The organism is Roseovarius aestuariivivens, from assembly GCF_004761875.1.
GTDB classification, from domain to species: domain Bacteria; phylum Pseudomonadota; class Alphaproteobacteria; order Rhodobacterales; family Rhodobacteraceae; genus Roseovarius; species Roseovarius aestuariivivens.
Map to the genome: position 1 here is coordinate 153,306 of NZ_SJEY01000007.1, position 21,725 is coordinate 175,030.

Genomic DNA, 21,725 nt, shown 5'->3' on the forward strand with positions numbered 1-21,725 from the left:
CTTTTCGTTTGGAGAGACTTCCCAGGGCGATTCGGTTTTGTTAACCTTTTGCTAATAAAAAAATAAAGAGGCAGGTATACAGGCAATGGGAACGGGCTTTCGGGGCGCGTTCGTCATCTCCTGGTCGCAGACGGAAGTGGACGGCTTGGCAGCCGCCCCGGTCCAGTCTTTAACCGTTGGGTCCGCATGGTCCTGGCGTGGAGATCTGGTGCGGGTCGACGGCCCGAACGAAGTCCTGCGGCTCGAGCGTGGCGAGCACGAAACAGTCAGCCGCAAATGCGCGGCGAAACTCGTGAGGCGGCTGGTCAGGGCCGCCAGAACCAACACCACAGATCTCGGCGCAATAGACATCAGCGGACCGCTGAGAGATTGCGGCTTCGTCGTCACCAACGGTGTCAAAAGCTATACCGTGACCATCATCGAGGTCGGCGCCGGCGCGCCGCCCCTGCTGATGTTCGTGGACGATATCCCGCCGCGCGACACCGACATGTGGGTGGTCCATCATTCACTGGCCGCCCAAACCCGCACGGCCACCGGCCCGGAAAGCGGCGGCATCATCTGCTTCACGCCCGGCACGCGGATCGACACGCCTGACGGGCCGAAGCGCGTCGAAGACCTGCTCGAAGGCGACCGGGTACGCACCAAGGACAATGGCGACGAGGAAATCCAGTGGATCGGCAGCCGCCGGATGTCCGGCGCGCGCCTCTTTGCCATGCCGCATCTGCGGCCCGTGCGCATCCGCGCGGGCGCGCTCGGTGTCGAGCGGCCCGACGAAGAACTGCTGGTCAGCCCCGAACACCGCATGCTGGTCGAGGGCGATGTGGCGCGGGCGCTGTTCAACACGTCCGAGGTACTGGTCTCGGCGCGCGACCTGATCAACGGCAACACCGTGGCCGTCGACCTGACGGTGCGCGAGGTGACCTATATTCACCTGCTGCTGCCCCGTCATCAGATCCTCTGGGCCAACGGCGTCGAAACCGAAAGCTTCCATCCCGCAAGCGCGTCTCTGACCGCGCTGAATGCGACGGACCGCGAGAGGCTTCTGAAGATCAATCCGTATCTTGAGCTGGAGCCGCAGGTCTATGGCGACTACGCGCGGCGCAACCTCACCGCATCCGAGGCGGCGATCCTCAAGCACGAGGCCGCCTGATCCGGCCGCGCGGCGGGCATCGGAAAGATCAAAAGGACGTGCGCAGGCCAATCGCGAAGGCGTTGGAGCCGGAATCGCGCGCAAAAAGCCCGTAAGCGTCCGAGCGGTGGTGCAGGCGAAGAAACACGTCTGTATCCGCGTGGCCGGTCGCAAAGGCCGTCTCGAGCGAGAAATAGGCCAGCGTGCGCTGCGATGCGCCGCGCCGGTTGATCTCGACCGTGGGCGTGCTCGTGGCGTAGGACAGGCCGATCCCGAAGGCGAAACTGTCGATCACCGGCAGCCATGGCCGCGCCGGGCTATAGCGGATCGTGACCGGCACCACGAGTTCCTGATGATCGTTTTGCCCGAAATGCTGGTTGAGCTGCACCTCGACCCCGGTGTGCCAGCGGGCCGAGTCGAGCGGCGTTTCCCAGGCGACGATGACCCCGGCGAACCCGGCATCCGTAAAATCGGTCTTGCCGGGGACGAACACGTCGTCGACCCCGTTCGTCGTCATCTGCCCGGCGACAAGGCTGACCGTGCGGTGCACGCCGTCCTCCTGCGCGGTCGCGGCAGACGGGATCAGCCCACCGACCGCCGCAAGCCAGAAAATCAAAAACCGGACTGTCATGGCAAAAGGCAAAAGCACGTCCTTGATCGGTCACGTTGTCGGATCGCCGCAACGGGCGCCTGTCACGCCGATACAGCGGAACGGGCAGCGCTGTCAAAGAAAGCCCGATACCGGCCCTCTGGGCGGTTGACTCTGTCTCTGCCCCCGATATAAGCGCGGCTTCATTGGTGTTGGTGGCCCCCGCAAGGGGAACCCTGTCGGCCCGGCAAAATCCGGGAAGAGGACAACGCCCTTCGAAACCTTGAACGAAGGAGATCAGCAGATGACAAAAAGAACTGCTGCCAAATACAAAATCGACCGCCGGATGGGCGAAAACATCTGGGGCCGCGCAAAATCCCCCGTCAACCGCCGCGAATACGGCCCCGGCCAGCACGGCCAGCGCCGCAAGGGCAAGATCTCGGACTTCGGTCTGCAGCTCCGCGCCAAGCAGAAGCTGAAGGGCTACTACGGCGACCTGACCGAAAAGCAGTTCCGTCGCATCTATCGTGACGCCGAGCGTCAGCGCGGCGACACCGGCGAGCTTCTCATTGGCCTGCTCGAGCGCCGCCTCGACGCGGTGGTCTACCGCGCCAAGTTCGTGCCGACCATCTTTGCCGCGCGCCAGTTCGTGAACCACAAGCATGTGCGCGTGAACGGCCAGATCGTGAACATCCCCTCCTACCGCGTGAAGGAAGGCGACGTGATCGAAGTGCGCGACCGCTCCAAGCAGATGGCGTCGATCCTCGAAGCCACGCAGCTGCCCGAGCGCGACGTGCCGGATTATCTCGACGTGGACCATTCCAAGCTGACCGCGACCTTCGTGCGCACGCCCAGCCTCGGCGATGTGCCCTATCCGGTCATGATGGAACCCAACCTCGTCATCGAATTCTACGCGCAGAACTAAAGCTTCTGCAGAACATGCGAAGAGGCCGCGACGGGACACCGCCGCGGCCTTTTTTCTTTGTGCGCCTTCCGGGGATGGTCAAGCCGATTGGCCGCCGCTAGAAGAACGCGAGGAGAGCCCAAATGACCAAGATCACGCCCCAGCCCGGCATTCTGGACATAGACCCCTATGTGGGGGGCGCCAGCCATGTCGAGGGCATCTCGAATGCCGTGAAGCTCAGCTCGAATGAAAATCCCTTTGGGCCAAGCGAGGCCGCGAAAGAGGCCTTTCGCAAGGCCGCCTACGAGCTGCACCGCTATCCCTCGACCGATCACGCCTCCCTGCGCGCGGCCATTGCCGAGGTACACGGGCTGGATGCGGGCCGGATCATCTGCGGCGTGGGCAGCGACGAGATCCTCGCGTTCCTCTGTCAGGCCTATGCCGGGCCCGGCGACGAGGTGATCCATACCGAACACGGCTTCGCCATCTACCGCATCGGCGCGCTCACGAACGGCGCGACGCCGGTCGAGGTGCCCGAGCGTGAACGGGTGACGGATGTGGACGCCATTCTTGCGGCCTGCACCGAGCGCACCAAGCTGGTGTTCATCGCCAATCCCAACAACCCCACCGGCACAATGATCGGCGAGGGAGAGATCGCGCGGCTGGCCGAAGGTTTGCCCGAACAGACGCTTCTGGTGCTCGACGGGGCCTATGCCGAATATGTCGAGAATTACGACGGCGGCGCGGCCCTTGTCGAGGCGCGCGAGAACGTGGTGATGACACGGACCTTCTCCAAGCTCTACGGGCTCGGCGGGCTGCGCGTCGGCTGGGGCTATGGCCCGGCCCATGTGATCGACGTGCTCAACCGCATCCGCGGGCCGTTCAATCTGAGCCAGGCCGCGCTGGTCACCGCCGAGGCCGCGATCCGCGACCGCGCCTGGGCCGAGAAATGCCGCGAGGACAACACCCGCCTGCGCGCCTGGCTGGCCGAAGCACTGGCCGAGCATGGCGTGCCGTCGGACACCTCGACCGCGAATTTCATCCTCGCGCGGTTCGCCGACCGGGCGCAGGCCGAGGCCTGTGACGAGTATCTCAAGTCGCAAGGGCTGATCGTGCGACGCGTGGCGGGCTACAACCTGCCGCATTGCCTGCGCATCACGGTAGGGGACGAGGCCGCCTGCCGGCGCGTGGCGCATGCGGTGGGGCAGTTTCTGGGTAACGTCGCATGAGTCAGGTTTACGAACGTGTGGCCCTGATCGGGTTGGGCCTTATTGCCTCGTCCATGGCCCACGCGATGCGGCGCGGCGGGCTCGCGGGTGAGATCACCGGCTATGCACGCTCCGCCGAAACGCGCGACGTCGCGCGCGAGGTGGGGTTCTGCGACCGGGTCTGCGAAACAGCACAGGAGGCCGTGCAAGGCGCCGATCTGGTGGTGCTCTGCGTGCCCGTGGGCGCAATGGGGGCCGTGGCGAAAGAGATCGCGCCGGCGCTGGCGCGCGGGGCCACGGTCAGCGACGTGGGCTCCGTCAAGCGCGCGGTGATCGAGGCGGTCGGCCCGCACCTGCCCGAGGGCGTGCATTTCGTGCCCGCCCACCCGATGGCCGGGACAGAACACTCCGGGCCACGGTCCGGCTTCGCCGAGCTCTTCGACGGGAAATACACGCTTATCGTGCCGATTGAAGGCAGCGACCGCGCCGCCGTGAAGCGGCTGGAGCGGCTCTGGACCGCGATGGGCGCGACGACCGACGAAATGGAAGCCGACCACCATGATCTTGTCTGCGCCGTCACCAGCCACGCGCCGCATCTCATCGCCTACACGATGGTGGGCGTGGCCGATGACCTGGGCCGCGTGACCGACAGCGAGGTGATCAAGTATTCCGCCGCAGGTTTCCGTGACTTCACCCGCATCGCGGCCAGCGATCCGACGATGTGGCGCGACGTGTTCCTGACCAACAAGGATGCGACACTCGAAATTCTCGGACGCTTCACCGAAGAGCTTTTCGCGCTGCAACGCGCGATCCGGACCGGCGACGGCGATATGCTGTTCGAGTATTTCACCCGGACACGCGCCATCCGCCGTGGTATTATCGAGGCCGGGCAAGATACCGACGCCCCGGATTTCGGGCGCGTCAAAAAGGGCTGAGCGCATGCGGGTTTTGTGGCTGATCCCCCTGTTTCTACTGGGCTGTTCCTTTATCGGCGGCGGGCGCGAAGAGCGCGCGGTCGCAACCCGTGGCGCGGTTTGCGGCATGCCCGAAATCCAGGGTGTGTCCATCGGCGACGTGCCCGGCAACGGGGCCTGCGGCATCGAGAAGGCGGTGGCGGTCAACGCGGTGAGCGGTGTCTCGCTCAGCCGCCCGGCGCAGATGGATTGCCACACCGCGCGCACGCTCAACGCCTGGGTCAAATACGCCGCCATTCCCGAGGTCGGCGAGACCGGCGGCGGTCTTGCGACGCTTGAGGTCGCGGCGCATTACGCCTGCCGCACGCGCAACAACCGCCCCGGCGCGCGGCTGTCGGAACACGCCAAGGGAAAGGCGATCGACATCTCGGCCTTCCGGCTGGCCGACGGCTCGGAAATCTCGGTGCTGGACCACTGGGGCGGCGGCGCGCGCGGACGTATCCTGAAACGGTTGCACGGCTCGGCCTGCGGGCCCTTCGGCACGGTGCTAGGCCCCGAATCCGACCGTCACCATCAGGACCATTTCCATTTCGACACCGCCGAGCACGGCTACGGCCCCTACTGCCGGTAATCCTGCGGCACGGCTGCGTCTAACAAGGTCAGGTAGCAGTCGGGCTCTCTCAAGAGCCCCGACAAGGTCGTGGCCGGATGAACTTCAGAGAGGTCAGCGCGATCAGATGCCCGGTTGCGGCGGCCTCCGGCACGGTCACGCCTCAGAGCGCGCGCATCCAGAATTGCAGCGGGTGGTCGGTTTCCTCCGCCTGATCGAGATCTTTCCAGCGAAACTGCGCGATGGCGCCCGGCACCTTCTCGTAGCCACGCTTGCGCCAGAAGCCGTCGAGCGGGCGGTAATCCCCCGGCCGAAGCGGGTGGTCCTCCGGCCGGACCACGCTGCAAAATGTGCAATACCGGCGGCCCAGCGCGCGCGCATGCGCCTCGCGCGCATCAAAGAACGCATGGCCGACGCCAAACCCGCGATAGGCCGGCAACAATACGCTTTCAGCGCAATAGAAGATCTCGTTCAGCGCAATCCCCTGCCCCGCGAAAGCCGCGCCGAAATCCTCGGCATGCTCTTCCATCGGTGTGCCGGTCGACGCGCCCACCAGCCGGGCACCGTCGAACGCGCCCACTAGGATCGCGTTCTCGCTGTCCCGATAGGTCTGCAGGTACTCGCGCTCATAGGCGAGATCGCCGTCGTAGAGATAGGGAAAGGCACGGAACACCTCGATCCGCAGCCGCGCAACGTCCCCAAGCGCCGCTTCCAGCGCGTCACCGCGCAGAACACGCGTCTCGATGCCGGTACCGGGGCCGCTCACGAGACCTGCCGCATCCAATCCGCGAGATTGTAATAGGTCACCACCCGGGTGATCTTGCCGTCCTCAAGCGAAAAGAACGACCCCGCGGGCAGGCGATAGGTCTGCCCCTTGGCGTCGGGCAGGCCCTCATCGGTCTCGAGATACGTGCCGTTGACGACATATTCCGCCGCCGCGCGCGTGCCGCCTTCGGCCTCGAACAGGACCATGTCGGTCAGTTCCTCGCGATAGCACTGGCTCATGTGCTCGCAGAAACTGCGGAACGCGTCCTTGCCCTCGCGCACCTGGCCCTCGTTCACGTGATGCGCCACGGCATCGTCGAGACAGGCCAGCATGCCGGGAATGTCCCCGGTGTTGAAGGCGTCGAAATAGGCGCGGATCGTGTCTGTGGCGGTCATGTCGGCTCCTTGGGCTCGCCCCACCTGGTCTTCAGATGGGTGATGATCTGATCGCGCGTCTGGCGATAGGCATTGAGCTTGGCCTCGCGCGTCTCGCCAAGCCCGGTGGGGTCCATGATCGGCCAGTAGACCACGTCGAGATGGTAAAGACGCGTCAGTTCCAGCGCCCGGCGCTGGCTTGCCGGGCTCAGCGCCACCACCAGGTCGAAGGACGACAGGTCATCGCCCCATTGCTCCATTTCATCGAAACTGCGGGTTCGGTGCCGCGCCAGTTCCACGCCGATCTCCTGGCAGACGGCGATGGAGAAGCCGTCGATGTCCATGTCCCCCATGACGCCCGCTGATTGCACATAGGTGTCGGTGCCATAGAGCTTCTTCATGATCCCCTCGGCCATGGGCGACCGCACGGCATTGTGGTCGCAGCAAAAAAGCACCGATTGAGGCAGCGGCTCGGCCATGCGCCTCAGCTCCCGAAATGCAACACGCAGATCAGCGTGAAAAGTCGCCGCGCGGTGTCGTTGTCGACCGACGCCTTGCCTTCCAGCCGCTCTTCGAGCACGCGCGCGCCCTCGTTGTGGATGCCCCGGCGGGCCATGTCGATGGTCTCGATCTGACTCGGCGGCAGGTTCTTTACCGCGTCGAAATAGCTCTCGCAGATGGCCCAGTAATCCTTCACCACCTGCCGGAAAGGCGACAGCGACAGGTGAAATTCGGCGGCGGGCTGATCGTCCTCGGTGCGGATGTCGAAGACAAGCCGCTTGTCACGGATGGACAGCCCCACACGATAGGGGCCCTCGGGGGCAACCCGGTCGTCGCGCGGCGGCAAGGTAAAGGAATTTTCCTCGATCAGGTCGAACATCGCGACCTTGCGCTCCTGCTCGATCTCTGGCGTGGGCGGCGGCAGGTTGGCGTCGTCAAGTTCGATATGGCAAATGCGGCTCATGGGATCGTCTTTCGGCAAGTCGTCCCCCTCCCTAGCGCAGAGCGACAGGCCCGGCAATGCGGTGCGCGGCGGGCGTGCGGAAAAGTCGGGTGGGCAAACGGCCCATCCGACCTGCCCTCAGCCTTCGTTCAACCGGTTGAGCCGCGCGCGCACCGACAGCCCATGCGCTTCAAGGCTTTCGGAAATCGCCAGCGTCTCCGCTGCCGGCCCGATGGCCTTGAGGGCCTCGGGCGTCATCCGCGCCATGGTGGTCTTCTTCATGAAATCCAGAACGTTCAGACCGCTGGAAAACCGCGCCGACCGCGCGGTGGGCAGCACGTGGTTGGGCCCGCCCACGTAATCGCCGATGGCCTCGGGCGTCCAATGCCCCAGAAACATCGCCCCCGCATGGGTGATCTTCGCGGCCAGCGCCTCGGCCTCAGCCACGCAAAGTTCCAGATGCTCGGGCGCGATCCGGTTGGCAAGCTCGGCGGCCATGTCGAGGTCCGGCACTTCGATCACCGCGCCGAAGTCGCGCCAGCTGGCCCCGGCGATGGCGCGCCGTTCCAGCGAGGTGAGATGTCTCTCGATGTCGACTTGCACCGCCTTGCCCATTGCCGGATCATCGGTGATCAGGATCGCCTGCGCGCTTTCGTCATGCTCGGCCTGGCTCAGCATATCGAGCGCGATCCACTCGGGATCGTTGTCGCGGTCCGCGATCACCAGGATCTCCGAGGGCCCGGCGATCATGTCGATCCCGACCCGGCCAAAGACCCGCCGCTTGGCCGCCGCCACAAAGGCGTTGCCCGGGCCGGTGATCTTGTCGACAGGCGCGATGGTCTCGGTGCCATAGGCCAGCGCCGCGATGGCCTGCGCGCCGCCGACGCGGTAGATCTCGTCGACCCCCGACAGGCGCGCCGCCAGCAGAACCAGCGGGTTCGCAACCCCATCCGGCGTCGGCACCGTGATCGCCAGCCGCTCTACCCCGGCCACCTTGGCAGGGATGGCGTTCATCAACACAGAGGACGGGTAAGAAGCCAGCCCCCCCGGCACGTAAAGACCCGCGGCACTCACCGCCGACCAGCGCCAGCCCAACACGGCGCCGGTGTCCTCGGTCCAGCTGGCATCCTCGGGCAATTGCCGCGCGTGATAGTCCCGGATCCGCGCGGCGGCCAGCTCCAGCGCCGCGCGCTCATGCTCGGGGACCTGCGCCACCAGCGCATCGATTTCCTTAGTCGAGAACCGCAGCGTCTCGGGCGAAAGCTCCAGCCGGTCGAATTTTGCCGTCAGCTCGATAAGTGCCGCGTCGCCGCGCGCGCGCACGTCGGCGATGATCGCCGCCACTGCGTCGTCCACGTCGGGGCTGTCCTCGCGCTTGGCGGACAGAAGGGCACGGAACCGCTCCTCGAACTCGGCATCACGGGCATTCAGAAAGACGGGCATCTCGGACACTCCTTGGCTTGCCTGTCCCATAAATCGTCCCGCGGGCGGTCTCAACCCGCCTAAAGGGCGGCATAAAAGCACTTGACGTGGATCAAGGCGAGGCCGGCCCGCCCCCGGCATCCTGACCTCTCGGAGCCACGTCTATGGGACCCGGGTTCCGGCAAAAGGGAGGAATTCGGTATGTTTTTCAAGTCGCTCACCACGTGTTTCGCCACCATGACGCTCTGCGCCACCGCGGCCATGGCCGATGATCTTGGCAAGACCGAATACATGAACGCCTGCGCAAGCTGTCATGGCGCCAGCGGCGTCGGCGACGGTCCGCTGGCCGAGCTGATGACCGTCACGGTGCCGTCGCTCACGACGCTCTCGGCCAATAATGACGGCACGTTCCCCATGCTTGAAGTCATCCAGACGATCGACGGTCGGCAAGGCACGCGCGGCCATGGCTATCCGATGCCGATCTGGGGAGACAGGTTCAAGGCTTCGGCCGGCGATATCGGCCCTATGGCCGCTGAAACGATCGTGCGCGGCAAGGTCCTCTCGATCGCCTATTATCTGGAGTCGATCCAGGAATAACGGCCCGGCACTGGACCGGCTCGTCGGGCAAAGACCCGCGCGCGTTCAGCGCGCGGCGGCCGTCTGGCTGTATTCCGCCATGATGCGCAGCCCCTCGGGCGATCCGTCCTGCAAGAGCTGGCGCAGAAAACTGATCGCGCCGGCGCAATAACGCGCGCTGTCCTCGGTCTCGCCGGCCAGGAACACCCGGATCACCTCGGCCATCTCCGGGGCGGTCGCCAGCCAGTCCTTCAGGAACAGCTCCCAGTCCGCCTCGCTCGGCGCATCGCGCGGCGCCGGCTGCACCCGGCCCTCGGCGATCGCCTCGAAGACGGCCCGGCTCACGCGCCCGGTCAGCGCCGGATCGATCCGCGCCTTGTCGTAGCGGGCCAGGCCGTTCGGTCCGGCCACCGCCGCCTGCACACAGAGTTCGGGCGTGCTCTCCAGCGCGACCAGAACCGCAAGCGTGGCGCGCTGCAGTTCCAGAAGCCCGTCTTCGGTGGCGCGGCCCACGAAAACCGCGTTCTCGCGCCGCATCTCGTCGGTGAAGTCTTGGGTAATCGTCAAGACTCTCTGGCCCTTGCGCGCCTGCGGCAGAGTCGGATCCGAGATGACCTGCGCCACGTCGTCCATATAGGCCTCGTGGCGATCCGGAAAGCTGTCCTCGATCAGGTCCAGCACCTGCGCATAGCCCTGCACCTGCAGCTCGCTCTCGATTTCCGCCCGGGTCATGCCCCCGGGGCCGCCGTCTTCGGTCGCGGTCAGGTACTGCATCGCGAAAAAGGCGATCGCGATCCCGGCGGGAATGATGACGTAAAGCGAGAATTTCATCCGGTCCGTCCTTTCGCGCGGCGCCCCTGCCTCTCAGGCGCCATGATCGGGCGCCTTGCCCGCGGGCGCGCGATAGGGCCGCGTCACATCGCGCAACGCCACCTCAAGCGCCTCGACCCGCGCGCGGATCGCGCCGTCGCCCGCCAGCGTCAGGATCACGTGGCCCTCGCCATCCTCGCCCGGCTCGAAGCCCAGCGAAAGCAGCGCCAGAACCAGGTCGCGGTCGTCCCGGTCGATGCCGCTGCTGGCGACGCCCAGCACGTTGTCGATCACCAGAACGGCGCGCACCCGCTCAGCCCCGTGCCGGTCGCGCCCCTCGTCCTCCCAGCGGAACCGGTTGAGGAGAAAGGCCAGCCGCCGTTCGCCGGGCCGCCACTGCATATCGGTGACCGAAAACACCGCGTCCTGCGCCAATGACGAGATCACGTCGAGATCCTCCGGGTCCAGCGCGCCCAGATTGATCGGGCGCTCGGCCCCGTCTTCGAAACGCGCGTCTTCGCTCATGTCTCGCGCACCCGTTCGATGCGGGCGCCCACGCCCGACAGTTTCTCTTCAACACGCTCGTACCCGCGGTCAAGGTGGTAAACCCGGTTGACCTGCGTTTCGCCCTCTGCGGCAAGCCCCGCAAGGATCAGCGACACGCTGGCGCGCAGATCCGTGGCCATCACCGGCGCCCCCTTGAGGCGCTCGACGCCCGTGACCGTCGCCGTGCCGCCCTGCACGTCGATCTTCGCCCCCATCCGCATCAGTTCCGGTGCATGCATGAACCGGTTCTCAAAGATCCGTTCCTCCAGCACGCTGGTGCCCTCGGCGGTGCACATCAGCGCCATCATCTGCGCCTGCAGGTCGGTGGGAAAGCCCGGGAAAGGCGCGGTCGTCACGTTGACGGCCTTCACCCGCCCGTTGCCGCGCGCCACCTTCAGCCCCCGCTCGGTTTCCTCCACCGCGATGCCGGCCGCATCGAGCCGTTCGCAGAACGCCTCCAGCAGGTCCATCCGGCCGCCCAGGCATTCGACCGACCCGCCGCAAATGGCCGGTGCCAGCATGTAGGTGCCCAGTTCGATCCGGTCGGCCACCACCGGATGCGTCGCGCCGTTCAAACGGTCCACCCCCTGGATGGTGATCTCCGGCGTGCCCTCGCCCTCGATCTGCGCGCCCATCCGGCGCAGGCATTGGGCCAGATCCACGATCTCGGGCTCGCGCGCCGCATTCTTCAGAACCGTTGTCCCCTTGGCCAGTGTCGCCGCCATCAGTGCGTTTTCCGTGGCCCCGACCGTAACCATCGGAAACTCCACCACACCACCCTTGAGGCCACCGGGCGCGCGGGCATGCACGTAGCCCTCTCGCAGCTCAAGTTCCGCGCCCATAGATTCCAGCGCCTTGAGATGAAGATCGACGGGCCGCGCCCCGATCGCGCACCCCCCGGGCAGCGACACCACGGCGTGGCCGTCGCGCGCCAGAAGCGGCCCCAGAACGAGGATCGAGGCGCGCATCTTGCGCACGATGTCATAGTCGGCCACGTGATTGTCGAGCGCATGGGACGACAACGCCAGCACCTGTCCCGCCTGCATCTGCGTGACCTCCGCGCCCAGCGACTGCAGCAGCGTGGTCATCGTCTTGATGTCGCTCAGGCGCGGCGCATTGGTCAGCGTCAAAGGCTCCTCGCTCAGAAGCGTCGCGGGCATCAGCGTCAGACACGCGTTCTTCGCCCCCGCGATGGGAATTTGCCCGTTGAGCGGGCCGTTCCCCGTCACGATTATCGAATCCATCTGCCCTCTAGTCCTCGGTTTTTGTCTTTGTCTTGTCCGCCCCGCCGCCGGTCTTGCCGCGCGCCTGCTCTTTGCGCCGCGCGAGGTTGGCCTTCAGCGCCGCCTTGAGCCGCGCCTCGCGCGTCTGCGCGGCCTGTCCCGCGCCTGCCTTGGGGGATTTTTCACTCATGTCCGCCTTCCTACAGCACAGCAGAAAAAGCGTCCAGATAAGGCTTGCACGGAAGGGCCATCCGGTCTAATCACCCCGCCACGCACCGGCGCTGCTGTAGCTCAGTGGTAGAGCGCACCCTTGGTAAGGGTGAGGTCGGGAGTTCAATCCTCCCCAGCAGCACCAGATTCTTCAAACAGGTTAAAAAAACAAAAAAATACAAGGGCTTAACTGCGGACTTGTGGAAGAATTTACGTTACTCACGACTAACAGCAAACCGGTAGAAGGTATCTGAGTCTATGACGAGTAACACGCTGCCGAAGGTTCCTGACACGCAGCAACGAGGCGCGACCTAACACTTCAATCTCCCAATTCCGAAGGCCATCCGCGACCTGTACGAAGGCAAGGCGGCATATTGCGGAACCATGAAGACACCGACGCCAACGAAACTGAAAAGCTGATACGCCACCAGCGTTTTGCGCGAAAAGTCTGCAAACCTTTGAGCCTGACCGAAGACGGTATGAACTTTCATGCTTAGCCCCGCAGTTGGGCAGACGCGATGCGGCGTGCAAAAATTCATTCTGAAATACGGCGGATGATTGCTGGGCGGCTGGAAGATACCGACCTTGTGGAGGCGGACTATAGCAGCGACGATCTGCTGGCGGAAAAGCTGGAAGAGTTGAATGCGGTGGCGCAATACGTCGCTCATAAAAATGGACTTGCAGGGTATTGGTTAGGATCATCTACATTAGAGTAATCTAAATTCAGCGCGAGTCTTGATGAGCCGACAAAATGTCTAGACGTTCCGAAGGGTCGGCAGTGCTGTAGATACCTGTACTCGTTCTTGGCGGGATGGACATCATCAAAGTAGCAGTCGCAGTACCGCTGCCGTTTCTGACAACAAATCTTACAAAGTTTGTATGCCTGAAACTGCTGTTTCTAACTTTAAAATGGTAAACTGGGAAATCATCAACTCTGGTAATCTTAATTTTGTCACTAGCATCCTTACCAGCAACGCACTCTGCTGGCGTGGATTGCAGCTGAATACACGCGTTAATCTCTTTTTCTTCAATTATATCAAATATTTTTCCACGAAAAAGTATTTCTCGCTCACTTCGCGGCGACAGTCTGTATCTTGTCTGTATTCGGGTATTATTTTGAATACCTTCTCCTTTGAAATAATAATAATCGTTACAGGTATTAATGACTATAATAGTATCTTTCTTGCCGGAAAGCTTAAAATCCTTACACGCTCTCTGTGTTGAAGACAGCATTCCTCCAAATGCTTGGCTCAAATCTTGCCCTTCGACTGGAGATATTCGCGCGTCTCCGGTTATAAAAGCTTTAAAATCTACTGCTTCTTCTAATGAAGTAGACTGCTGGGTGCACTTGCAGATCGGAGGGTTGGCTGCTGTTGTATCCATACATTCTGCCGCTTGGCCGGTCTCACATTGGATACTGCATTTACCTCCCTCGTCATTTTTGGCTGAGCAAGAAGCCTGACCATAAGCGCTCACACAGCCGAAAAAAATAAATAAAATAGTAACAACTGATCGCAGAAATGTCTGTCTCATTCCACCCTCAATAGGTCAATTTGGATCAAAGATTAGTCATGAAGTCAACGAAAGACACAATCTTTACGATTATAGTGTACAGTGACTATCTTTTTTTGCAAATGGAAGCCTCGGATACTGGAAGCTTGGAACGCGTTCGGCATCATTCGCAGCGTTCATTTGGTACAGGAACAGATTGTTGAAACTACTTTTTTTAGCGTTTTAGCTTTTCCTTCGCAACATCACTTCCGAAATGTCCCTCCGACCATGCTTACTGACCTTGATCATAGCTATCCTTCGTTGACGCGGCGAGAGAGCCTTCAATGCCAGACGGCAGGCGCGCGTCAGCGCCGCCGTGCAATTCACGCAGCATCGCCTCCTTGTCCGAACAGGGGGGATCGCGTCATACCCCAGCCGTCGCGATAGCGCGGAAATTACCAGCCGTCCGGTGCCGCCCCTTGCGGCCCCCCGGCCCCGGTGCTTAGGTGCACTCCAACTGCGCGGGCCCGCCCGCGCCCGCCATTCCGCACCGCAAAAGGAGCATCCCATGATCGAGAATCGCCAGTTCTATATCGACGGCGCCTGGGTCGACCCGCGCGAGGGAACCGACCATCACGTCATCGACCCGTCCACTGAAGACCCCTGCGCGGTGATCTCTCTCGCCGGTCAGGCCGATGTCGATGCCGCCGTCGCGGCCGCCAAGGATGCCTTTCCGGCCTGGATGGCCACGCCCCCCGAAAAACGCGCCGAGTATGTGCGCAAGATCTACGATGTCTACAAGTCCAAGGCCGAGGAGATGGCCCAGGCCATCAGCCTGGAAATGGGCGCGCCCATCGACATGGCCCGCTCCCAGCAGACCGGCGCGGGCATCGGCCATATCAAGGCCTTTCTTGAAACGGTGAAGGATTTCGATTTTATCGAACCCCTGGGCCCCCACGCCCCCAATGACCGCATCGTGCACGAACCCATCGGCGTCGTGGCAATGATCACGCCGTGGAACTGGCCGATGAACCAGGTCACGCTCAAGGTGATCGCGGGCCTTCTCGCGGGCTGCACCATGGTGTTGAAACCGTCCGAGGAATCGCCCCTCTCCGCGCTTCTCTTCGCGCAGATCCTGCACGAGGCGGGCCTGCCCAAGGGCGTCTTCAACCTCGTCAATGGCGATGGCGCGGGCGCGGGCAACGCGCTCACCGGGCACAGGGACGTCGACATGGTCTCCTTCACCGGCTCCAGCCGCGCAGGCAAGATCATCTCCAAGAACGCCGCCGACACGCTCAAGCGCGTCAGCCTCGAACTGGGCGGCAAAGGCGCCAACATGATTTTCGCCGATGCCGATGACAAGGCCGTCAAGCGCGGCGTGCTGCACTGCATGAACAACACCGGCCAAAGCTGTAACGCCCCCACCCGGATGCTGGTCGAGCGGAGCGTTTATGACCAGGCCGTCGAAACCGCCGCCGAGGTCGCCAGCAAGGTCACCGTCGGCCCCGCCAATCAGGAAGGCCGCCACATGGGCCCCGTTGTGAACGAGACCCAGTTCAACAAGATTCAGGACCTGATCCAGAAGGGTATCGACGAAGGCGCGCGCCTTGTCACCGGCGGCACCGGGCGGCCCGACGGCCTCAACCGGGGCTTCTACGTCAAGCCGACGGTCTTTGCCGACGTGACCAACGACATGACCATTGCGCGCGAGGAAATCTTCGGCCCGGTCCTGTCGATCATCCCCTTCGAGACCGAAGAGGACGGCATCCGCATCGCCAATGACACGCCCTACGGCCTCACGAACTACGTCCAGACGCAGGACCCCGACCGCCTAAAGCGCTGCGCGCTTTCTCTGCGCTCGGGCATGGTCGAGATGAACGGGCAAAGCCGCGGCATGGGCTCGCCCTTCGGCGGGATGAAGCAATCGGGCAACGGGCGCGAGGGCGGCAAATGGGGGCTCGAGGACTTTCTCGAGGTCAAGGCCGTCTCCGGCTGGCCCGACCCGGCCTGATCCGCGCGCCATGCAGGTTCACGCCTTCATTCTGCATCTTGTCCGGGCCACCGCCCGACGGCAGAACGCGCAGGACCTGCTGGAAACATGCGGCCTCGACGGCGCGCTCTGGCCTGCCGTCGACGGCGCCGCCCTGTCCTCGACCGAGCTCAGCGCCACAGTCGGCGCCGAGCTTTTCGCGCCGCCCTACCCGTTCCCCCTCAAGACCGGCGAAATCGGCTGTTTTCTGTCCCACCGCCAGATCTGGGCCGAGCTGCAGACCCGAGAGGCCGACGCCGCGCTCATCATCGAAGACGACGCGCGGCTTGATCCGGAGATCTTCGACGACGCGGTCGATCTCGCCTGCGGCCATATCGGAACGCTGGGGTATATCCAGTTCCAGACTCGGCCCCATAAAGGCCCCGCGCAGCTTGTCGATACGGCCGGCGAGTGCAAACTTCTTGTCCCCGAACGCGGCGGGCTGCGCACCACCGCCCAGATGGTCAGCCGCGCGGCCGCCGCCCATCTTCTGGCGTGCTCCGATCCCTTCGACCGGCCTGTCGACACCTTCATTCAAAGCCACTGGCACACCGGCCTGCGCCCCGCGATGATCTTCCCCTCGGGCGTCTCCGATGCGACCGACGATGTGGCCGGCTCCACCATTCAGGCCGGCGCGAAACCGGTTCTGGAAAAACTGACGCGCGAGATCGCCCGCGCGCGCTATCGCAAGGGGGTGGCCCGGCTTTCGCGCAACAGCACCGCCCCCCGGGGCGGAGGACTAGCACCATGAGCAAAGCCCGGATCGTCACCCGCCTTTTCGGCGGCACCGGCAACCAGCTGTTTCAGTATGCCGCCGGACGTGCTCTCGCCGATCACCTGGGCTGCGCACTTCAGCTCGACACCCGCTACGTGGCAGGCTCCGCTGACCGGGGCGATTGCTTCGCGCATTTCGGCAAGGCGCGCATGACCCACGCCACCAGCCTGCCACCGTCGAAATCCGACTCGCTCATCTTCTACAGCCTCTGGCGTCTCTTCGGTCGAAACCCGCGCTTCCACCGCGAAAAGACCCTCGCCTTCAACCGCCGCTTTTTCGATCTCCCGACCAACACCTACCTGCACGGCTATTGGCAGTCGGAAAAATACTTCGCCCACATGGCCAAGCAGATCCGCGAGGATCTCGAATTCACGACCCCGCTCGATGCCGCCAATGCCGAGATGGCCCAGCGCATCGCCGCGGCGGAAAACCCCGTCTCCTTCCATGTCCGGCGCGGCGATTACATGGCCTCGGGCACCTACGCGGCGATCCCGGCCGACTACTACGCCCGCGCGTCGGAACATCTGCAGGCGCGCTGCAAGGGGCCGCTCACCTGCTTCGTTTTCTCCAACGATCCCGACTGGGCGCGCGACAACCTCGATCTGGGGCAAGAGACCGTCATCGTCGACCACAACGACGAAACCAAGGGCCATTTCGACCTGCACCTGCAATCCCTCTGCGCGCATAACGTCATCGCCAATTCCACCTTCTCGTGGTGGGCGGCCTGGCTCAATGCCAACCCCGACAAATCCGTGGTCGCGCCGAAACAGTGGTTCGCCGATCCCAAGCTCTCGAACCCGGATCTCTACCCGACCCAGTGGTCGGCCATCTGACTTCCCCCCGGCCCCGAAACGCCCTACACCGGGCGGCATGAAGATCACCCCCGATATCGCCCGCGCGCCCTTCGTGCCCGAGACCGTGCACAAGCGCGATATCTTCTCCGAAACCATCTCGGGCCATCTCGACGGGCACCCCGACTTCCCGGTCGTCCTGCGCTGCCTCGACGGCGTGCCGCTTTACGCGCGCCCCCTCTCAAGCTGGCTCGCGGCCCGCGAAATCCGCGGCCTGCGCGCCGTGCAGGGGATCGAAGGCTGCCCCCTCCTCATCCGCGCGGACAAAACTGGCCTTCTGCGCAGCTTCACGCGCGGCACGCCCCTGCAACTGGCCAAGCCCACCGATCCGGCGTGGTACCGCGACGCCAAGCGCCTCCTGCGCGAGATGCGCCGCGCCGGTGTGGCGCATAACGACATCGCCAAGCCGCAGAACTGGCTGATGACGCCCGAGGGCCGCGCGGCAGTGATCGACTTTCAGCTCGCCACCGTTCACCCCACGCGCTCCAAGATCCTCCGCCTGCGCGCCCGAGAGGACCTGCGCCACCTCCTCAAACAGAAACGCGCCTACGCGCCCGACCTTCTGACGCCCGCCGAGGTGAAGATGCTCGCCCGTAAATCCCTGCCCTCGCGCATCTGGATGGCCACGGGCAAGCGTCTCTACAATTTCATCACCCGCCGCCTGATGAACTGGTCCGACGGCGAAGGCACCGAGGACCGGATCGAGCGCGACGGCCCCGCCTTACGCGAAAGCCTGCTCTCCCATCCGAGGATCACCGAGGTCGCGCTTTGCACCTACGCGCTGCCCGCCAAGGGCGTGGGCCTTTATGCGTTTGTGGAAACCGACCTGCCCGAGGCCGAAGTCATGGCGATGGCGAACCCGAAGCCCGAGCTTCTGCAATGCCTCTCGCAGATCCCACGCAACGCCGAGGGACAGCCGCGCATGGACGCGCTCACCCTGGTCGCCACCAACCGGCTGGAAGAGTTGAAAGCCCTGCAAGAGGCCGAGCCGGGCCTGCGCGACACGCTCCAGCCCATCATCGCCAACCGCCTCAACCTCACCGATCGCGTGTTGCGTTAACCAATTTCGGCACCGCGACACCCGGTGTACGGGCTGTGTACGGCCTGTGTACGGATGTCATACGCCCCTTTTGGCCGTTAATCCCGGCTCAGAACGGCGCCTTGGCCCGGAATTTCATCCCCTCGCCCCCATCCGGATGCCGCAGCCGCAACTCCTCCGAATGCAGCATAAGCCTCGGAAATTTCAGGGCTTCTCCGGTGGCATAAAGCGGATCGCCCAGGATCGGATGGCCCAGACTCAGCATATGTACCCGCAACTGATGGCTCCGCCCCGTCTTCGGAAACAGCCGCACCCGGCTCTCCGCCTCCGAAGCCCGCTGCACACGCCATCCCGTCTCCGCCGGCTTGCCTGTCTCGTGGCAAACCTTCTGCAAGGGCCGGTTGGGCCAGTCCACGATCAGGGGCAGATCGACCGTGCCAGTCTTGGGCGTAAGCCTTCCCCAAACCCTTGTTATATAGGTCTTTTTCACCTGCCGTTTCTCGAATTGCAGGCCCAGATGCCGCTGCGCATGGGGGCTTAGCCCGAAGACCATAACGCCCGAAGTGTCGCGATCCAGACGGTGGACAAGCAGCGCCGTGGGGAACGCCTCCTGCACCCGCGCCAGCAGACAATCGGCCAGTTCCGGCCCCTTTCCGGGCACGCTCAAAAGGCCCGCAGGCTTCTCGACCACGAGCAATTCGTGGTCCTCGTACAGCACCTTCAGGGGCTCTTGCGGGGGCGCGTAATCGGACATGGCCCGCGTCCTACACGGGCCGCACGACCTGCCACAAGCGCTTTCCTCTCCGGGCGCTTACGCCGCGGTAATCAATTCTTCACCGCTCTCGGGTTACACCTTCACCCGTTCCGAGCCAGGGTCGTACATCGGTTTCAGGCTCGCCTTGGCCGCCACACGGCTGCCCGCGACGTCGATTTCATAACTCGACGCGAGGATCTCTTGCGCGCTCTCACCCCGGCACGGCACATAGCCCAGCCCGACGGCCCCGCCCAGATGGTGGCCGTAAGCGCCGGAACTGAGATAGCCCACGATCTCGCCGTCCCGCAGCACCGGCTCGTTGTGATAGAGAAGCGGCTCCGGATCGGTCAGTAAAAACTGCACCAACCGCTTTTCAAGCCCCTTTTCCTGTTTCTCCAGAATCGCATTTTTTCCAATAAAATCAGCCTTCTCCAGCTCCACGGCAAAGCCCAGCCCCGCCTCCAGCACATGATCCTCGCAGGTGATGTCATGCCCGAAATGCCGGAACGCCTTTTCGATCCGGCAGCTATCCATCATATGCATCCCGCAAAGCTTCAGCCCATGATCCTGCCCGGCCTCCCACAGAGTCTCAAACACGTGCCCGGCCATGTCCGCGCTCACATAGACCTCCCAGCCCAGCTCGCCCACGTATGACACCCGATGCGCCCGCGCGAGGCCCATACCGATCTCGATCTCCTGCGCAGTGCCGAACGGATTGACATCATTGGAGAAATCATTGGGCGAGACATTTTGTAAAAGCCGGCGCGCCTCCGGCCCCATCACCGCTATCACCGCCTCGCCGGCCGTCACGTCGGTGATCACCACCCGCGCCTCGCCCACATGCCGCCGCAGCCATGTCTCGTCCGCCAGCCGCGTCGCGGCGGGCGTCACCACCAGATAGGCCGTCTCGGAAAGCCGCGTGACCGTCACATCCGCCTCTATCCCCCCGCGATCATTGAGGAATTGCGTGTAGACGATCTTGCCCACCGGTACCGCCATCTGCGCCCCGCAGAGCCGGTTGAGGAAGTCTTCCGCATCAGGCCCTTCCACCCGGATCTTGCCGAAGGACGACATGTCATACATCCCCACACCGCCCCGGACCGCGCGATGCTCGGCAGCCGCATTCTCGAACCAGTTCTGACGCTTCCAGCTATATTCATAGTCCCGTTTCTGATTGGGCGCGGCATACCAGTTGGCCCGCTCCCAGCCTGCCAATTCGCCCATCACCGCGCCATGCTCCAGCAGGTGGTGATGCAAAGGAGAGCGCCGCACGCCGCGCGCGGTGGCTTTCTGCCGGTAAGGGAAATGGTCGGCATAAAGAAGCCCCAGCGTCTCGCTCGCGCGGTCCACCAGATAGCGCCGATTGCCCTGAAACGGCTGCATCCGTGCGATGTCCACGTCGCCCAGGTCGAAGGGTTTCGCGCCGTCCTCCATCCATTGCGCCAGCGCCATGCCCGCGCCGCCGGCGGACTGGATGCCGATGGAATTGAAGCCCGCAGCGACCCAGACATTGTCCATTTCCGGTGCCAGACCAAGGTGATAGGCGTCATCGGGCGTAAAGCTTTCCGGCCCGTTGAAAAAGGTGTGGATGCCCGCCTCGCCGAGCATCGGCATGCGGTTGACGGCCTGTTCCAGGATCGGCTCGAAATGGTCGAAATCCTCGGGCAGCTGATCGAACTCGAACTCTGCAGGGATGCCATCCATGCCCCAGGGCTTCGATTTGGGCTCAAAGGCGCCCAGCATCATTTTCCCCGCGTCTTCCTTGTAATAGGCGCATTCATCCGGCACCCGCAGCACCGGCAGCGGGCCAAGACCAGCGATGGGTTCCGAGACGATATAGAAGTGTTCGCAGGCCTGCAGCGGCACGTTCACGCCCGCCATGCGGCCCACTTCGCGGCCCCACATGCCCGCGCAGTTGACAATCATCTCGGCCTCGATATGGCCGGTCTCGCCGCTCTCGGCGGTCCAGTCCACACCGGTCACGCGCCGTCCCTGCCGGGTGAGCCCGGTCACGCGCACGCGCTCCTGCACCACCGCACCGCGCTGCCGCGCACCCTTGGCCAGTGCGAGGGCAATCCCGGTTGGATCGCCCTGCCCGTCCTTTTCCAGATAGACGCCGCCGGTGACGCCCTCGATATTGAGATGCCGGTATCTTTCCTTGATCTCCGAGGGGCTTATCTCTTCGACACCGACGCCAAAGGCCCGCGCCATGGCGGCCTGCCGCCAGATTTCCTCGCGTCGTTCGACGGTCAGCGCCGCGGTAATCGAGCCCACGCGCTTGAAGCCCGTCGCAACCCCGGTCTCGGCCTCCAGATTGCCGTAGAGCTCCTGGCTGTACTTGGCGAGCCTGGTCATGTTCGCCGTCGCGCGCAGCTGCGCGATGAGACCTGCGGCATGCCACGTCGTGCCGGAGGTGAGCTGTTTGCGCTCCAGCAGGACCACGTCGCGCCAGCCGAGCTTGGTCAGATGATAGGCGACGGAGCAGCCGATCACGCCACCGCCTATGATGACGACACGGGCCTGCTGGGGAAGGTCAGTCATGTTTCGCACCTCAAAGACTTG

The 21,725-nt window shown here is 63.8% G+C and carries 24 protein-coding genes and 1 tRNA gene; 11 read left to right on the plus strand and 14 right to left on the minus strand.

Going from position 1 to position 21,725, the window contains the following annotated elements; genetic code table 11:
• The first annotated feature begins 85 nt into the window (after positions 1-85).
• A complete protein-coding gene (locus EZV60_RS12775) occupies positions 86-1,150 on the plus strand; it encodes a Hint domain-containing protein (RefSeq protein WP_135505978.1) in 1,065 nt (354 codons plus the stop codon).
• A 28-nt stretch (positions 1,151-1,178) separates the two neighbouring features.
• Here the strand turns inward: EZV60_RS12775 and EZV60_RS12780 are convergent, their stop codons facing one another.
• Positions 1,179-1,760, minus strand: coding sequence for a hypothetical protein (locus EZV60_RS12780; protein WP_135505979.1), 582 nt, complete (start codon positions 1,758-1,760; stop codon positions 1,179-1,181).
• 262 nt (positions 1,761-2,022) lie between these two features.
• Here EZV60_RS12780 and rpsD point away from each other — a divergent pair, with 262 nt between their 5' ends.
• From rpsD to EZV60_RS12800, 4 genes are all read left to right on the plus strand, one after another.
• The gene (rpsD, locus tag EZV60_RS12785; RefSeq protein WP_135505980.1) at positions 2,023-2,643 is read left to right on the plus strand and encodes a 30S ribosomal protein S4; all 621 of its coding nucleotides are present in this window, start codon (positions 2,023-2,025) and stop codon (positions 2,641-2,643) included.
• Between the two features lie 122 nt (positions 2,644-2,765).
• Complete coding sequence (gene hisC / locus EZV60_RS12790) at positions 2,766-3,851, plus strand: histidinol-phosphate transaminase (protein ID WP_135505981.1); 1,086 nt, start codon at positions 2,766-2,768, stop codon at positions 3,849-3,851.
• On the plus strand, positions 3,848-4,765 hold the full coding sequence (locus tag EZV60_RS12795) for a prephenate/arogenate dehydrogenase family protein (protein WP_135505982.1): 918 nt from the start codon (positions 3,848-3,850) through the stop codon (positions 4,763-4,765). The genes hisC and EZV60_RS12795 overlap by 4 nt, the downstream gene beginning before the upstream one ends.
• A 4-nt stretch (positions 4,766-4,769) precedes the next feature.
• Positions 4,770-5,375, plus strand: a complete 606-nt coding sequence (locus EZV60_RS12800; protein ID WP_135505983.1) for an extensin-like domain-containing protein — start codon at positions 4,770-4,772, stop codon at positions 5,373-5,375.
• Between the two features lie 142 nt (positions 5,376-5,517).
• Here EZV60_RS12800 and EZV60_RS12805 read toward each other — a convergent pair whose 3' ends face one another.
• The 5 genes from EZV60_RS12805 to hisD all read right to left on the minus strand — a co-directional run bounded on the left by EZV60_RS12805 (position 5,518) and on the right by hisD (position 8,880).
• Positions 5,518-6,120 (minus strand): GNAT family N-acetyltransferase, encoded by a 603-nt coding sequence (locus EZV60_RS12805; protein WP_245306295.1) that lies wholly within the window; start codon positions 6,118-6,120, stop codon positions 5,518-5,520.
• A complete protein-coding gene (locus EZV60_RS12810) occupies positions 6,117-6,515 on the minus strand; it encodes a ketosteroid isomerase-related protein (protein WP_135505984.1) in 399 nt (132 codons plus the stop codon). Before EZV60_RS12810 ends, EZV60_RS12805 begins: the two co-directional genes overlap by 4 nt.
• Entirely contained in the window at positions 6,512-6,973 is a 462-nt protein-coding gene (locus EZV60_RS12815; protein WP_135505985.1) for an arsenate-mycothiol transferase ArsC, read from the minus strand. Before EZV60_RS12815 ends, EZV60_RS12810 begins: the two co-directional genes overlap by 4 nt.
• A 5-nt stretch (positions 6,974-6,978) precedes the next feature.
• Positions 6,979-7,458: a UPF0262 family protein gene (locus EZV60_RS12820; protein WP_135505986.1), complete on the minus strand. Its 480-nt coding sequence runs from the start codon at positions 7,456-7,458 to the stop codon at positions 6,979-6,981.
• A gap of 117 nt (positions 7,459-7,575) precedes the next feature.
• Positions 7,576-8,880: a histidinol dehydrogenase gene (gene hisD / locus EZV60_RS12825; protein WP_135505987.1), complete on the minus strand. Its 1,305-nt coding sequence runs from the start codon at positions 8,878-8,880 to the stop codon at positions 7,576-7,578.
• Between the two features lie 180 nt (positions 8,881-9,060).
• On the opposite strand from hisD, the gene EZV60_RS12830 reads away from it, so the two are divergent.
• Positions 9,061-9,456: a c-type cytochrome gene (locus EZV60_RS12830; RefSeq protein ID WP_135505988.1), complete on the plus strand. Its 396-nt coding sequence runs from the start codon at positions 9,061-9,063 to the stop codon at positions 9,454-9,456.
• 45 nt (positions 9,457-9,501) lie between these two features.
• Here EZV60_RS12830 and EZV60_RS12835 read toward each other — a convergent pair whose 3' ends face one another.
• From EZV60_RS12835 to EZV60_RS19125, 4 genes are read right to left on the minus strand one after another with little or no spacing between them, the layout of a single operon-like run.
• Positions 9,502-10,266, minus strand: coding sequence for a hypothetical protein (locus EZV60_RS12835; protein WP_135505989.1), 765 nt, complete (start codon positions 10,264-10,266; stop codon positions 9,502-9,504).
• A gap of 33 nt (positions 10,267-10,299) precedes the next feature.
• The gene (locus tag EZV60_RS12840; protein ID WP_135505990.1) at positions 10,300-10,770 is read right to left on the minus strand and encodes a DUF2948 family protein; all 471 of its coding nucleotides are present in this window, start codon (positions 10,768-10,770) and stop codon (positions 10,300-10,302) included.
• A complete protein-coding gene (gene murA, locus EZV60_RS12845) occupies positions 10,767-12,035 on the minus strand; it encodes a UDP-N-acetylglucosamine 1-carboxyvinyltransferase (protein WP_135505991.1) in 1,269 nt (422 codons plus the stop codon). The genes EZV60_RS12840 and murA overlap by 4 nt, the downstream gene beginning before the upstream one ends.
• Before the next feature lie 7 nt (positions 12,036-12,042).
• On the minus strand, positions 12,043-12,204 hold the full coding sequence (locus tag EZV60_RS19125) for a hypothetical protein (protein WP_167853526.1): 162 nt from the start codon (positions 12,202-12,204) through the stop codon (positions 12,043-12,045).
• Between the two features lie 90 nt (positions 12,205-12,294).
• Between EZV60_RS19125 and EZV60_RS12850 the strand changes: the two genes are divergently transcribed.
• Positions 12,295-12,369, plus strand: a tRNA-Thr gene (locus tag EZV60_RS12850).
• Between the two features lie 166 nt (positions 12,370-12,535).
• Here EZV60_RS12850 and EZV60_RS12855 read toward each other — a convergent pair.
• A complete protein-coding gene (locus tag EZV60_RS12855) occupies positions 12,536-12,892 on the minus strand; it encodes a hypothetical protein (RefSeq protein ID WP_135505992.1) in 357 nt (118 codons plus the stop codon).
• Positions 12,893-12,947: 55 nt separating this feature from the next.
• On the minus strand, positions 12,948-13,757 hold the full coding sequence (locus EZV60_RS12860; protein WP_135505993.1) for a hypothetical protein: 810 nt from the start codon (positions 13,755-13,757) through the stop codon (positions 12,948-12,950).
• Positions 13,758-14,283: 526 nt separating this feature from the next.
• Here EZV60_RS12860 and EZV60_RS12865 point away from each other — a divergent pair.
• The 4 genes from EZV60_RS12865 to EZV60_RS12880 are packed head-to-tail and all read left to right on the plus strand — an operon-like array spanning position 14,284 to position 18,430.
• A complete protein-coding gene (locus EZV60_RS12865; RefSeq protein WP_135505994.1) occupies positions 14,284-15,726 on the plus strand; it encodes an aldehyde dehydrogenase family protein in 1,443 nt (480 codons plus the stop codon).
• 10 nt (positions 15,727-15,736) lie between these two features.
• Positions 15,737-16,495 carry a glycosyltransferase family 25 protein gene (locus EZV60_RS12870; protein ID WP_135505995.1) on the plus strand — a complete coding sequence of 253 codons (759 nt, stop codon included), beginning with the start codon at positions 15,737-15,739 and terminating at the stop codon, positions 16,493-16,495.
• On the plus strand, positions 16,492-17,352 hold the full coding sequence (locus tag EZV60_RS12875) for an alpha-1,2-fucosyltransferase (protein WP_135505996.1): 861 nt from the start codon (positions 16,492-16,494) through the stop codon (positions 17,350-17,352). The genes EZV60_RS12870 and EZV60_RS12875 overlap by 4 nt, the downstream gene beginning before the upstream one ends.
• A 37-nt stretch (positions 17,353-17,389) precedes the next feature.
• The gene (locus EZV60_RS12880; protein WP_135505997.1) at positions 17,390-18,430 is read left to right on the plus strand and encodes a phosphotransferase; all 1,041 of its coding nucleotides are present in this window, start codon (positions 17,390-17,392) and stop codon (positions 18,428-18,430) included.
• 88 nt (positions 18,431-18,518) lie between these two features.
• Here EZV60_RS12880 and EZV60_RS12885 read toward each other — a convergent pair whose 3' ends face one another.
• Both EZV60_RS12885 and EZV60_RS12890 read right to left on the minus strand, forming a co-directional pair.
• On the minus strand, positions 18,519-19,163 hold the full coding sequence (locus EZV60_RS12885) for an RluA family pseudouridine synthase (protein ID WP_135505998.1): 645 nt from the start codon (positions 19,161-19,163) through the stop codon (positions 18,519-18,521).
• Positions 19,164-19,256: 93 nt separating this feature from the next.
• Positions 19,257-21,704, minus strand: coding sequence for a GcvT family protein (locus EZV60_RS12890; RefSeq protein WP_135505999.1), 2,448 nt, complete (start codon positions 21,702-21,704; stop codon positions 19,257-19,259).
• Between the last annotated feature and the right edge of the window lie 21 nt (positions 21,705-21,725).